Source organism: Chroococcidiopsis sp., assembly GCF_051657925.1.
Lineage (GTDB): Bacteria > Cyanobacteriota > Cyanobacteriia > Cyanobacteriales > Chroococcidiopsidaceae > Chroococcidiopsis.
In genome coordinates, this window is record NZ_JBOFLP010000154.1 from 17,856 (window position 1) to 30,766 (window position 12,911).

Sequence of the window (12,911 nt, forward strand, 5' to 3'; positions counted from 1 at the left end):
ATCAAGAATCATCTCAAACTCGATCGCGATCGAGGATTGCTATAAGATTAATTTTCCTACTGGAAACCCTGACTACAAGCTAGTACGCGATGAGGTCGTGGCGATCGATACTGAGAAAATGACTGCCACCTTGAACTTGGTCAACGGTTTCGGTTTCGGTCGTCCGGTTTGATACGTTTCAATGGATTCTAGCGAGCCAACGGTGGCTGCAATCGAAGGTGCAACTTCTGCTCCAGCATTACAGAAGATAGAAGTAGGTGGCGACGATAGTTTTAGTAGTGCTGTCGAGCGGATTTTTATTGCTATAAATGGATCGCAGCAAAATGGTTGTAAGAATCCACGCCGAATTACGAGCTAATTCTTACGTTTTTCTCAGGAAAAACTCATAAATTCATCAGTCGTAACTTAGGTAAGCGATAGATGCTGAAATTATCGAATTGTTATTTATTCTCAAATTCTTAGGAGTGAATCAAGTGAAACTTACGTCTGTTTTAGCGGGCTTTGCTTTAGTCGGGTTAGTGACGGTTACAGATGTACCACTGAGAATCATCAATCCTCAGTTAGGTCAAGCATCTGCCCAAGAGATGCAAATGAAAGGTCCAACTGATATATCGTTCCAAAAGAAAATTGAATTGATTACCGCGCACAAGGGTCAGCTAGGTGGTGGTGACGAACTGCGGCGCTATTTCTTTGGCGATCTGCTGCCAGTAGCGGTGCAGCCTGGTGGTGCGGGTATGGTCGTACTGCTGTATAACAAAGCTAACGATTACACTTTTGCTTACTGTGCTACCTATGATGTGGTCGTGGCATTGAGAAAAGGCAAAGTGATGAAGTTTGAAGCCAGTGAAGTGAAGTAAGAGTGAAGTCATTATAGTCGCGATCGCATGAGGAAAAACTTTGTTACAGATTGGGATGTACCAATTATTTTCATTTAGAGTTAAGCCACAGATTTATCTATGGCTAGCTATTTCTATTTTTGGCGCAGCTAACTCAGTCACGCGCAAGCTGACAGAAATGCCGTAGCTTTAGCAACAGCCACAATTCTTGGTAAGCTGAGTCTCTCTCAGGTTTCTTTAGGAATTTACAGCATTTTTCGCACCGCTTGGGAAACAGTTATTTTGTTTTTCGCTGCTTTACTACTTTACGGCAGGGGGCATTTTATGGATGTATTTTCTCCTTTCTTGTGGGAATGGATGTTAGTTTATGGTTCTATTATTGTCGTACTCGGTCAGACTTTCTGGATTACTGGTTTAAGAGCTACCTCTGTATCTGAAGCTTCTTTAGTTAGCTCTTTTACTCCCATTGCAGGGATTCTCGCAGCTTATTTTATTTTAGGAGAAGTTCCAACACTGGCGCAGTATATGGGTGGCAGTGTCATAGTTATTGGAGTTTTACTGAGTCAAATCGGCATCCGGCAAAAAGCATCAATTCGTGCTGCTACACGGAACGCTTCGATTCAAAAACAGCAAGAAATCGAAAGTAGTATGGGATTTAAAGGTATATAAGTCAATGCTCGCTGAGAAAAACATAATTCCTGAAGCGATCGCATAACTGAGGGGGTGTTAACTAGCAACCATCTGCGTACTTCTGATTTAGAGAAGGTTGTTGTAAATTTAACTCATTGCCTGTTTGCCACCAGCATCCAGATAAATTGAAATTTACGTAATTTAGTGGACTAGCAGATTAAACCCATTATTGTTGCAGAGGTTTTGTATGGTAGACTTACTCGATGCTTGGAGACTTTTGCATCCCGCGATCGCCGTTACCTTTATCTTTCCTTTAATTGGGATCGTGGCTAACTTCGCATGGCAGACGCGCCAGCGCCGATTGCAAGCTAAAGGGGGTGATAAAAGTAAAATTCCCCCGACAGTTGGTGTGGAACATAATAAATTTGGCAAGTGGTTGGCTGGAGGTGTAGTAGGATTAGCACTTGTAGGGCTTGCCCGTCCTATTTTTTATCACATTGCAACTAACCAAGTCTGGAGTAAAAACCCTTTTCAGGTTATCTTCATCGCCCTGATTTTTGGCGCAACCATTGCCTCTTTAGTGTTTCTTTACCGCGCTAAACAGAAACTTTGGCGAGGAGTGTTTGCCACTTTGACAGGAATGGGTTTAGCGATCCTGGGTTTCCAAGAAGGTGTCTTCCGTCGCGATAACGAATGGTTTGTATCTCATTTCTATATCGGATTGACGGCAGCAATGCTGATGATTTTTTCCTTAGCGATTATGCAAGATATCTATCAGGATCGCTCCCATCGCTGGCGGATCGTCCATGCTATTTTAAATTCGATCGCGCTATTACTCTTTATCGGACAGGGGATGACTGGGACGCGAGACTTGCTAGAAATTCCTTTACACTGGCAGGAACCATTCATCTACAAGTGTGATTTTAATCAAAAGACTTGTCCTACCCCAACTTCTATGACTGGCGAGTGGCGAATCGCAAGAGAGTAGAGAATAGATTGACGTTTTATTCAGTTGTATCGCGATCGAGAGCGTGTTGCTTGAGTTCGCTCAGAGAAACGTATTCTAGTGCCGATGCGTGAGTTGACTGTAAAATTATGGGCGGTGCAACACCAGCATCTAGAGCTTCTTTCCAACGAGAAGCGCACAAGCACCAGCGATCGCCTGGTTTTAAGCCAGGGAAGTTAAACTCAGGTACGGGCGTGCTGAGATCGTTTCCCTGTGACTTGGTAAAATTCAAGAACTCTGCCGTTAGTTCTGCGCAAACGACATGCGCTCCGTAATCGCCTGCACCAGTATTACATTTACCATCACGGTAATACCCAGTCATAGGAGCGCTGCAACAAGTTTTCAGTTCGCTACCAAGAACATTTCTAGCCTGTGTCACGAGCGTCATCTCTCCAAAAGTCTCTCTTTATTTACTTTATAAAGATCTCCTACCTTAAGGCAAATACTCGATCGCTAGCTCTTTTCAGAATCTACACGCACGCAATAACTTCTTGATAACTACCCGATTTAACGATTTGACCTTTTTCAATCGAGTAGACGCGATCGCAATGTTCGAGAGTAGAAAGACGGTGAGCTATGATAATCATGGTTTTAGTACCGCTGAGAGAGCGAATAGCTTCGCTGACAAGACTTTCAGTTTCGTTATCCAATGCAGCAGTAGCTTCATCTAGCACCAAAATTTCCCGTTCGTGATAGAGGACGCGAGCAATTCCGATTCGCTGGCGTTGTCCTCCCGAGAGGCGTACTCCCCGTTCGCCAACGACTGTATTGATTCCATCGGGGAGTTGCTCGATCAATTCCTCTAACTGAGCTGACTGAATGGCTTTCTCTAATCTTGGCTTGTCAATCAGATCGTCTGGAACACCAAAAGTAATATTTTTCTCAATTGTGTCATCTATCAGAAATATAGACTGCGGAATGTAGCCAATTAAATTTTGCCAGGAGCGCAGATCGTCGTAGATTGTTTTACCATCAACTCTAATATTTCCTGTTTCCGGTGCTAAAAGTCCCAAGATGACATCAATTAATGTTGTCTTACCTGCCCCAGATTTGCCAATTATCCCAATAGACTGACCTTTCTTAATGTGTAAAGAAATTCCTTTGAGATTGGTTTCTGTGGCGCTAGGATAGCGATAAGTAATTTTGTCTAAAATAATTTCTTGCTCGAATGGCAGACAGCATCTGCTATAGCTTTTTGAATCAAATAACTTGCGTAAGCTTCGCTCGTCTAGTATTTTTTGACCTCGCTCGATTTCTAGGTTTTCTGTTTCTTTCAAATCGTGATAAACTTTATCAACTGAATAAGTGCTATTTCTCATGATGCCAAAAGCATAGATTGTATTACTGACTGATGGCAGCAGGCGAATTGAAGCCATTGCAAAAACACCCAGAACAGAAGTTAAGTTTTCTGCATTCTGATTAGATAGTAAAAATATAATTGTAAATCCAACTAAAAAAGTTACTAGAATAGCTTCCAGTAAGATGCGCGGTAAAATTGAAAATGCTTGAAAGGAGCTAAGTGCAAAAGCAAATTTATCAATCTGCGCTCTCATTTGATTCTCAAAATAAGATTCACAACCAATAATACGTGTTTCTTTCAGTCCTCCTAATCCATGATTGATAATCCGAATCATTTCTGTATTAGATTCAGATGCTTCTTGCCCCCATTGCGAAATTTTGTATCTGAAAAAGTAGATCGAACCAAAGGCTGGTAAAAGAATTGCTGCTACGCTTAATGTTGCTATTAAGTTTGTTTTTGATAGCAAAAAAATTAAAGCCAATATCACTGTGATATTGGCTAAAGATGTAAGAAAAGGTAGCATAAAATGAGTACAGAATTTATCAGTTTCGTTGACAATATTCTGAATTAATAATGCTGAATTTCGAGTTAAATGAAAAGTGTATGGCGCTGCTAAATAAGAGCGAAGTAACTTTGCTGAGAGTTCGCCTTGCTGTTTGAAGGAAAATTGAAACACATACTTTTGACAGTAAAAACTTAGGACGGATTTGAAGTATAAAATCCCGACAGTTATTGCACTCAGTAAATATAAAAATTGTTTGTCATCTTGATATCCAAACTGAGTATAAAACCACTGTAGCCAGGGATTTTGATAGATAACCTGGGGATTACTTGCCAAGGCAATAAATGGTCCGACTAGCCCAATTCCTATTGCTTCCATTAGAGAAGTCAAGAGAAAGAAGAATATAAGGAAAAATAGTTGTCTTCTCTTGCCTGCAAGGATATAAAAAAACTTAGATAAGTAGCCGATCATGTATATATAAGTTAGCTATACTCAGCCACAATCGTAGTTTAAGCAAGTTAAAAAGGCTACTCAACAATTTGTAATTTTACTCAATCTTTAAATTTTGTTTGATTTATGTAAAAATAGCGCGTTCACGTAAAAACACTTAAATAGATAAACAAGTAAATATACTAATATACCAAGATTTTAGGCGATCGCTACCTACACTCCACAGCAGTTTGTGGGATAAGACATGAAAGACGCGATCGCTTGATAATTGACCAATTGCTGTTTCGACCGCTTGTAGCTACAGTTGTGGCAAATTTGTCAAGCGGGGATCGGAAGAAAAAGCAGACCGCAGAGAGAGGAAATAAAGCGGAGAATCCGGTAAGTTTAGAGCTTTGTGCTTAAATTTTTCTCAAATTCACTATGGCTTTCGATTATGACTTGCTTGTCATTGGCGCTGGTCCTGGGGGAGTAGCCGCTGCAAGACAAGCTAAAACTTACGGTGTCCGCGTTGGACTTGCCGAACGAGAAGCAATTGGTGGTACTTGTGTCAATCGCGGTTGTATCCCGAAAAAGTTTATCGTTTACGCAGCTGATTTTGCCTTACACGATCGCGCGGCTGCAAGTTACAGCTGGAGCAAATGCGATCGCCAGTTTGATTGGTCGTATTTTATCGCCTCCGTCCATCAACAAATCGAACAGCGTCGCCAGTCTTTTCTAAACAAGTTTCAACAGGCGGGAATTGATGTCATTCGGGGTCAAGCAACTTTTATCGATCCACATATCGTAGACATCGACGGACGCAAAATCACGGCTGATAAAATTATCATTGCTGTGGGTGGCAAATCCATCAAACCATCAAAAATTCCAGGGATCGAATATGCAATTACATCCCGTCAAATGTTTGAACTTCCTCAGCTACCGCGACGGTTAGCAATTGTTGGTGGCGGTTACATTGGCGTGGAGTTCTCTAGCATGATGAATGCCTTCGGTGTCGAAGTGACATTAATGGATCGCGATGAAACAATTTTATCGGGATTTGATGACGATGTTCGTACTGCCGTACAGCAGGGATTGAGTCAAAGAGGAATTCAATTTCTCGGCAACACAACGGCAAAAGAAATCAAACAAGATGCTACAGGATTACAGGTTGTTTTAGAAGGCGACGATCCTCAATTCGTCACAGCCGACACCGTTCTCTTTGCCACAGGCAGAAGCCCCAATACTGAAAACCTGGGTCTAGAAAACGCTGGGGTAGAATTGGATGAAAAAGGCGCGATCGCGGTTGATGCCTATAGTCGCACAAACCGAGCGCATATCTATGCTGTGGGTGATTGTACCAATCGCAAGCAATTGACTCCCGTTGCCCGAACAGAAGGTCGGGCAGTAGCGCGAACGATTTTTGACAAGCAATCGCCACAAATTGATTACACCCTCGTTCCTACCGCTGTCGTTGCTCGTCCTGAAGCTGCTGCTGTAGGATTGACAGAAGCGCAAGCACGCGAACAATTTGGCGATGCCGTGCAATGCTACCGCACCCAATTTGAACCCCTGTTTTACAGCATGACAGATCGCTCCGAGCAGGCGATGATGAAATTAGTGGTAGATCGGCGTAGCGATCGCGTGTTAGGCGCTCATATGGTAGGCGAAAATGCTGCTGAGATTATTCAAAGTCTGGCAGTGGCGATCCAAAAAGGCATCGCTAAACAAGATATTGACGCAAACCTTGGCATCCATCCAACCACCGGAGAGGAATTCTTCTTGTTAGATTAAATCTTAACCCGTACAGTACGCCTGTTAGATACCCTCCCATTCCAACAGTTTATCTCACCGCAACCTTAAATATTGCGACCATATCAGTTGATAGGTGATAGATAATTTTTCTACCAACTACCAACTACCAACTACCAACTACCAACTACCAACTATCATAGGAACATATTGACTCATGACATTCGACTACGATTTATTCGTCATTGGCGCTGGATCTGGAGGGCTAGCAGCTTCTAAACGGGCAGCTAGCTACGGTGCAAAGGTAGCGATCGCAGAAGAAAGTCTCGTTGGTGGTACTTGTGTCGTCCGAGGCTGTATTCCGAAAAAACTCATGGTCTACGGTTCTCGCTTTCCGTCTTTGTTTCACGATGCTGCGGGTTATGGCTGGCAGGTTGGCAAGACAAGTTTAGATTGGCAACACTTCATCACTGTCATTGATAACGAAGTGAACCGTCTTTCTCAGTTGCATATCAACTTTTTAGCAAAAGCTGGAGTCGAGTTAATTCCCAGTCGCGCCGCTTTGGTAGATCCTCACACGATCGAAGTAGATGGGCGCAAAGTCACGGCTGAAAAAATCTTAATTGCCGTTGGCGGTCGTCCGATTAAACCAGACATTCCAGGTATGGAACATGTCATTACCTCGAATGAAATGTTTCACCTGCCCGAAAAACCCAAACACATAGCGATTATTGGAGCTGGTTACATTGGGGTGGAATTTGCCTGTATTATGCGCGGTCTGGGTTGCGAAGTTACCCAAATTATTCGCAAAGATTTGATTTTACGAGGATTCGATCGCGATATCCGTAATGAAATTCAGCAAGGCATGATTCATCACGGAATTCATGTGATCGCTGATAATGTTGTTGCGGCGATCGATCGCGTTCCCGAAGGATTAAAGCTAACGCTCTCTGACCAAGATCGAGAACCAGTTGTTGCAGATGTCGTTTTAGCTGCAACTGGTCGTACTCCTTATGTTGAAGGACTTGGCTTAGAAAATGTAGGCATAGATTTAGTTCCCAGTTCCTTAGAAGGACCAGGCTACAGTACCACTAGTGCGATCGCGGTGAACGAGTTTAGTCAAACTTCCCAGCCACACATCTTTGCTGTTGGCGACTGTACCGACCGCATCAATCTCACTCCCGTCGCTATTGGTGAAGGTCGTGCTTTTGCGGATACAGAATATGGCAATCTGCGCCGTGCTTTTAACCACGAAACCGTCGCCTCAGCCGTATTTTCTAGCCCCGAAGCTGCTACTGTTGGGATGACAGAAGATGACGCGATCGCCCAACTGAGTGAAGATGGGGTGAAGATCTATCGCGCCCGTTTTCGTCCCCTATTTCACAGCTTAACTGGTGCTGCTGACAAGACGCTGATGAAATTAGTTGTCGATGCTCAGACCGAACGAGTCTTAGGAGCGCATATGGTAGGAGAATACTCGGCGGAAATTATTCAAGGAGTGGCGATCGCCGTGACTATGGGCGCAACCAAAAAAGATTTCGATGCTACTGTTGGCATCCATCCCTCTACCGCTGAAGAATTCGTCACTATGCGTTAATGGTAAAACTAATCCCTGTTTCCGGCGAATTCATTTCTACTTTTATTCGTAGCTAGTCACATCACGGCTAGCTTGTTTTTTTGCCATATTATTATGGACAATCTGCGTAAGCTTGCGAAGTTCGATCGCAAATATCAATAATTTCACGGATATTTTCGACAACTACAGTTGTTATAAATGGCTTGTACTATTTTTAGATAAAAGTTTTAGCTCTTTTTATCTAGCAGCATTGATAGCAGTGAAGATGTAAGTAACATCACAAAACTTGGCAAGGGTGGGAATCAAATCGAGAACAGCCAATTATGGAAATTACCGGACAATTATTAGAATTTTCCTTACTAAATATTTTTCATTTCATCGAGCAATTTCAGCAAACAGGCTTACTTTCGCTTGAGCTTGAACCAAGTGACGACTCTCAACTAGGAAAAAGCTGCTATCTCTGGTTTCAAGCAGGTGGTATTGTTGCAATAGTCGAGCAACTCGATAACCAGCGCTTGCTCTCAATGATCGATAAGCGGGGCTGGATCGCGCCAGAATTACTCAATATCTTGTCTGAGCCAAATGGCATAGAACATCCTCTGGGAGTTGAGTTGAAAACCAACGGACAGTTGAATGCCGAACAATTACAGGTTTTGTTTCACGCTCAAGTCATTCAGCCTGTCTGCGCTTTATTTAAATTATCGCGGGGTCATTTTAGCTTTAATTCGCAAGCGACTTTACCGAAAATTGAAATGACGGGTTTGAGCTTGCCAGTAGCGGAGGCAACTTTATTAGGTTTGCGGGTATTACGAGACTGGAAGCCATTTACGGCAAAACTGCCAACCCCATCTGACGTTTTGAATAAGAATGTTGTTGCTAAGCCGCGATTCCAACTCGATGCCCAAGAAAGGCAAGTATGGGAACTCGTTAATGGGAAAAGTTCAATTGAAGCGATCGCCAAGCAGTTGCAACAACCATTAGAATCCATCCAACAAATCGCTTTTCGGATGAAGGTCGTTGGGTTATTAGGCGCTGTCTCTACCTCTCTCATGTCTGGGGAGACAACTGAAGAAATAGTGACTGAGAGCGGTGTAGGAGCGAATAGTGCTGCGGTAGCTAATCCTTCACTAGTCAAGAATTTAGTCAACTTACTCAATACTAAAATTGTCTGATGCTCGGTCAAAATGAATTTGTCAAGATGAATTTGTTAACGTTAAAACGTTAAATTTATGGGTAAGACGATTAATGGTGTGTAGTTGCCTGTAACTAAATACAGCACAGTAACTGTCAACCGTCTTCACGGAGTGTAGCGAGCGCGTTTACCGTCAACCGTTTTGAGAACAGATTCACACCTGAGTAGCAGATTCATCTATTTACATGGTTTTGCCTCTAGCCCTCAGTCAGCTAAGGCAGTCTATCTATGCGATCGCTTTGCCCAATTCGGTCTATCTTTATGCGTTCCCGATCTCAATCAGGGCGATTTTTCACATTTAACAATCACGCGGCAGTTACATCAAGTTGTTACCCTGTTACCACCACTTCCTACATCTGTCACAGTTATTGGTTCTAGTTTAGGCGGGCTAACCGCAGCTTGGTTGGGGCAGAATTACCAGCAAATTCAACGGTTAGTATTACTCGCACCTGCATTTGAATTTCTCACCCACTGGCTGCCGCGATTAGGCACGGCACAGCTTCAGCAATGGCAGACAGATAGGTATCTACAAACCTATCATTACGGCGAAAACTGCCTACTACCTCTAAATTATAATTTCATTCTCGATGCCACCCAGTATCGAGAAACAGAAATATCCCGCCCTCTCCCTACTCTCATTCTTCACGGGATTCATGATGAAGTGATTCCAGTTCAATCCAGCCGCAATTTTGCGCTTCACCGCCCTTGGGTACAATTAATCGAGCTAGACAGCGACCACGCTTTAGCTAATGTCCTGCCTGAGATTTGGGATATAATTAAGTCTTTCTGTCAGTTATCAGGCAAGTAATGCTGCCATTCATCCGCTCAGACCTGGCTCAGTTTACAGCTTATAAACCCCATCCCAACAGCCCATCTGGAAAAGCTGTTGAGTCGCCAATTTCGCTCGATCGCTTAGATACGAATGAAAGTCCGTTCGATCTACCCCAAGAGTTGAAAGAAAAGCTTGCCTGGATGTATCAACACGCACTGGAGAGCAATCGTTATCCTGATGGAGGACACGCTCAGCTCAAAACTACGATCGCCCAGTATGTCAGTGAGTCAGCGGTACTAGCTGATGCTGGTTTTACCAGTGCCAACATTTCTGTCGGTAATGGTTCGGACGAACTGATTCGTTCTTTGTTAATTGCGACTTGCTTGCAGGGAGAGGGAGCGATTTTAGTTGCCAATCCCACGTTTTCGATGTATGAAATTTTAGCTCAAACTTTAGGTATTCCCGCGATCGCGGTGGGACGAAACCCCGACAACTTCGAGATCGATCTAGCTGCGGCAAAATTGGCGATCGCGAACGAGCAAAATCCTCCCATCCGCGTTGTGTTTGTCGTCCATCCCAATTCACCTACAGCTAATGCTTTAACTACAGCGGAATTGGAGTGGTTGCGTAGCTTGCCACAGGAGATTTTAGTCGTCATTGACGAAGCTTATTTCGAGTTTAGTCAAACAACTGTTGCTAGCGAATTATTGCACCGATCGAATTGGATTGTACTGCGGACATTTTCCAAAGCTTTTCGCTTGGCAGCACATCGGGTAGGCTATGCGATCGGGCATCCAGAATTAATTATGACTTTGGAAAAAATTCGTCTTCCTTATAATTTACCTACATATTCTCAAGCAGCAGCCGCAATCGCTCTTCAGTATCGTCACACCTTATTAAGCGCAATTCCCCAAATTTTATCTGAAAGAAGCAAGCTAATGCAGGCTTTAACCGCTTGCCCTCAGTTCAAAGTCTATCCAAGTATGGCTAATTTTATTTTTATTCAGTTACAGCAGGATGCGATCGCCCTAGAAAGCGATTCCCTTAACAAGTTGCATCAACAGTTACAAGCTAGCGGTACGTTAGTCAGACAGATTAGCAACGGCTTGCGAATTACTATCGGCACACCAGAGGAAAATGCTCGTACTTTAGAGAGAATCTTGTCAATTTTCCCTAACTTATAAACCCCGCACTCTAAATTCGGCGGCGCTCAATGCTACTCGGTCGGCGTACCATAGCAACAGTTTGGGGCAGAATGCCAACTAGCAGGGCAAAAGCCTCGTCTGAAACGCGATTTACAGTTTCCGTGTCAAAATACTGTTCAAATTGTTCGAGAATTTTTTGCACTCGTTGCTGGGGAACTGTCTTCTCGGTAATTTGCTTCATCAATCGAATCCACTGCCGTCGGATTAAGTAAGCTTTCTGACAGTCTTCATGAGATTCAGGCGTAACTAAAGAAAGATTCCCGACTGGTATTGCTGCTTGACAATCGCGATCGTAAAAACCCCCCACTGCGGCTCCAGGTCCGGCAAATTCTGCATGAAAGCGCTTGATCACGATCAAGCCATTTCTGCGGCGACTGTTGACCATCAGTACTTGCCCGTTGTGCAGCAGCTGTAGAATTTCCGAAGCATTCTGACTTTCGTTAATATTTGTCATGCTGCTAGAACCACAGGAATCGGTGATGCCGATACTGCTACAACGGGTTTGGGCTAGTAATAGAGCAGGTTGGTAATACGAGCGGATTCTACTATCCATTTTTCCTACTCAAGATAAGTTTTCTGTGGGTTTGTAAGTATAAAGAGTAGCTAGGAGTCAAATCCAACTGCTTTGCCTTCCCTTCGATCCAAAACATGACGACTGAGCAAACAAAAACGCAACTTTTGTCTTTGGTTACCCATTTTGCTTCATATTCTATTTGATCTAGCAAAGTCTGATATAAAGTAACTATGAGGTAAGTTTAAAGCCTTAATAAAGATTAAATTCATTAAATCTTATAGGCTGAGCAGAGGCTAATATCTATTTAAGCAATAATTAATACCGGATTGCTTGAATATTTTAACTTTTACTTAATTATTTGGCAGCGGTTACAATTTGTATCCTTTTTGCTAGTGGCGGAATAGATAGAGCGACCTGAAAGGATAGACAGCTTTGCACCGCTCAATGTCAGAGATGGTCATTCCTGTGTTAAGTTTTCAACCTGGCTATTAGTATCAAAATCAAACTTAAGTACTATTGCTAGATTTGAGGTGTTTGTGTAATAGTAGCTGCCGAGGTTGTTGAAATAGCCAATTGCTCCAACTCGTATCAATTCGTTCTAACTGATATCCCAATTTTAGATAGAGTTGTCGTGCTTGATGATTGTTTTCTAAGACATGGAGAAATAGATCGTCAAAACCCCAAGATTTAGCAACTTGTTCGCAACTAAGTAGTAATTTCCCGGCTATTCCTTGGCGGCGACGAGTTGTATGAACGGCTAGATTTGAAAGATAGGGATATTGATAGCCTTGGCGATAGGAAGTAAAGCTGCAAGTGGTTCCAAGCGAGATTGTACGCAATGCCAGTTCTACTGTTCCAGCTATACCTAACGTACTGTCATGAGAATACATCCCTGTATTGTTATTTTGTGCAGTTTTTTCCACTGCGACTAGACAGACGTGATGGGGGGCAGTAGCATGAATGCGATGGCGAATGTCTTCATAAATACCCACTCTCAACAACGGGTAAGTCCAACCAAAAAATCCTTCGCGAGAGTGAAAACTGTCTGCCAAAATTTCTGCCACGCTCGACACATCTTCCAGTCCGGCAGGACGAACTTGCCAGTGGAAGTTGCGATCGCCTGGTTGCGATGTCGGCACTTGAAAATTAGATGGAGTCAAAGAGGAAGATTTTGAAACATATAAGCTGCCCACTGCCAAA

At 43.1% G+C, this 12,911-nt stretch carries 13 protein-coding genes and 1 pseudogene; 10 read left to right on the top strand and 4 right to left on the bottom strand.

The genetic code is table 11. The features are described 5' to 3' along the window. The first annotated feature begins 181 nt into the window (after positions 1-181). The 5 genes and pseudogenes from ACRC32_RS12190 (at position 182) to ACRC32_RS12210 (ending at position 2,454) form a co-directional block, all read left to right on the top strand. Positions 182-358, top strand: a complete 177-nt coding sequence (locus tag ACRC32_RS12190; protein ID WP_438554207.1) for a hypothetical protein — start codon at positions 182-184, stop codon at positions 356-358. A gap of 115 nt (positions 359-473) precedes the next feature. Further along, on the top strand, positions 474-857 hold the full coding sequence (locus tag ACRC32_RS12195) for a hypothetical protein (protein ID WP_438554208.1): 384 nt from the start codon (positions 474-476) through the stop codon (positions 855-857). 40 nt (positions 858-897) lie between these two features. After that, positions 898-1,023, top strand: a complete 126-nt coding sequence (locus ACRC32_RS12200) for a hypothetical protein (protein WP_438554209.1) — start codon at positions 898-900, stop codon at positions 1,021-1,023. Continuing rightward, positions 1,017-1,505: pseudogene (locus tag ACRC32_RS12205) on the top strand (EamA family transporter); the annotation flags it as partial. The gene ACRC32_RS12200 and the pseudogene ACRC32_RS12205, both read left to right, overlap by 7 nt. A gap of 208 nt (positions 1,506-1,713) precedes the next feature. Continuing rightward, positions 1,714-2,454, top strand: coding sequence for a DUF4079 domain-containing protein (locus ACRC32_RS12210; protein WP_438554210.1), 741 nt, complete (start codon positions 1,714-1,716; stop codon positions 2,452-2,454). A 16-nt stretch (positions 2,455-2,470) separates the two neighbouring features. On the opposite strand, the gene ACRC32_RS12215 is transcribed toward ACRC32_RS12210, so the two are convergent. Further along, positions 2,471-2,851: a DUF2237 family protein gene (locus ACRC32_RS12215; RefSeq protein ID WP_438554211.1), complete on the bottom strand. Its 381-nt coding sequence runs from the start codon at positions 2,849-2,851 to the stop codon at positions 2,471-2,473. Positions 2,852-2,942: 91 nt separating this feature from the next. Next, positions 2,943-4,745 carry an ABC transporter ATP-binding protein gene (locus ACRC32_RS12220; protein WP_438554212.1) on the bottom strand — a complete coding sequence of 601 codons (1,803 nt, stop codon included), beginning with the start codon at positions 4,743-4,745 and terminating at the stop codon, positions 2,943-2,945. 399 nt (positions 4,746-5,144) lie between these two features. Here ACRC32_RS12220 and gorA point away from each other — a divergent pair, with 399 nt between their 5' ends. The 5 genes from gorA to ACRC32_RS12245 all read left to right on the top strand — a co-directional run bounded on the left by gorA (position 5,145) and on the right by ACRC32_RS12245 (position 11,176). Beyond that, a complete protein-coding gene (gene gorA / locus ACRC32_RS12225; RefSeq protein WP_438554213.1) occupies positions 5,145-6,494 on the top strand; it encodes a glutathione-disulfide reductase in 1,350 nt (449 codons plus the stop codon). Positions 6,495-6,669: 175 nt separating this feature from the next. Further along, complete coding sequence (gor, locus tag ACRC32_RS12230) at positions 6,670-8,049, top strand: glutathione-disulfide reductase (RefSeq protein ID WP_438554214.1); 1,380 nt, start codon at positions 6,670-6,672, stop codon at positions 8,047-8,049. A gap of 302 nt (positions 8,050-8,351) precedes the next feature. Beyond that, the gene (locus tag ACRC32_RS12235) at positions 8,352-9,200 is read left to right on the top strand and encodes a DUF4388 domain-containing protein (RefSeq protein ID WP_438554215.1); all 849 of its coding nucleotides are present in this window, start codon (positions 8,352-8,354) and stop codon (positions 9,198-9,200) included. Positions 9,201-9,380: 180 nt separating this feature from the next. Next, entirely contained in the window at positions 9,381-10,028 is a 648-nt protein-coding gene (locus tag ACRC32_RS12240) for a YqiA/YcfP family alpha/beta fold hydrolase (protein ID WP_438554220.1), read from the top strand. Continuing rightward, positions 10,028-11,176, top strand: a complete 1,149-nt coding sequence (locus ACRC32_RS12245) for a histidinol-phosphate transaminase (RefSeq protein WP_438554216.1) — start codon at positions 10,028-10,030, stop codon at positions 11,174-11,176. The genes ACRC32_RS12240 and ACRC32_RS12245 overlap by 1 nt, the downstream gene beginning before the upstream one ends. 10 nt (positions 11,177-11,186) lie before the next feature. On the opposite strand, the gene ACRC32_RS12250 is transcribed toward ACRC32_RS12245, so the two are convergent. Next, on the bottom strand, positions 11,187-11,750 hold the full coding sequence (locus tag ACRC32_RS12250; RefSeq protein WP_438554217.1) for a hypothetical protein: 564 nt from the start codon (positions 11,748-11,750) through the stop codon (positions 11,187-11,189). A 467-nt stretch (positions 11,751-12,217) separates the two neighbouring features. Further along, a partial coding sequence (locus tag ACRC32_RS12255; RefSeq protein WP_438554218.1) for a GNAT family N-acetyltransferase occupies positions 12,218-12,911 on the bottom strand: 694 nt, incomplete at its 5' end.

What these genes read in the sequence shown, in the direction of transcription:
- ACRC32_RS12190 (WP_438554207.1), top strand. Translation starts at nt 182, where the DNA reads ATGGATTCTAGCGAGCCAACGGTGGCTGCAATCGAAGGTGCAACTTCT.
- ACRC32_RS12210 (WP_438554210.1), top strand. Translation starts at nt 1,714, where the DNA reads ATGGTAGACTTACTCGATGCTTGGAGACTTTTGCATCCCGCGATCGCC.
- ACRC32_RS12220 (WP_438554212.1), bottom strand. Translation starts at nt 4,745, where the DNA reads ATGATCGGCTACTTATCTAAGTTTTTTTATATCCTTGCAGGCAAGAGA.
- gorA (WP_438554213.1), top strand. Translation starts at nt 5,145, where the DNA reads ATGGCTTTCGATTATGACTTGCTTGTCATTGGCGCTGGTCCTGGGGGA.
- gor (WP_438554214.1), top strand. Translation starts at nt 6,670, where the DNA reads ATGACATTCGACTACGATTTATTCGTCATTGGCGCTGGATCTGGAGGG.
- ACRC32_RS12235 (WP_438554215.1), top strand. Translation starts at nt 8,352, where the DNA reads ATGGAAATTACCGGACAATTATTAGAATTTTCCTTACTAAATATTTTT.
- ACRC32_RS12245 (WP_438554216.1), top strand. Translation starts at nt 10,028, where the DNA reads ATGCTGCCATTCATCCGCTCAGACCTGGCTCAGTTTACAGCTTATAAA.
- ACRC32_RS12250 (WP_438554217.1), bottom strand. Translation starts at nt 11,750, where the DNA reads ATGGATAGTAGAATCCGCTCGTATTACCAACCTGCTCTATTACTAGCC.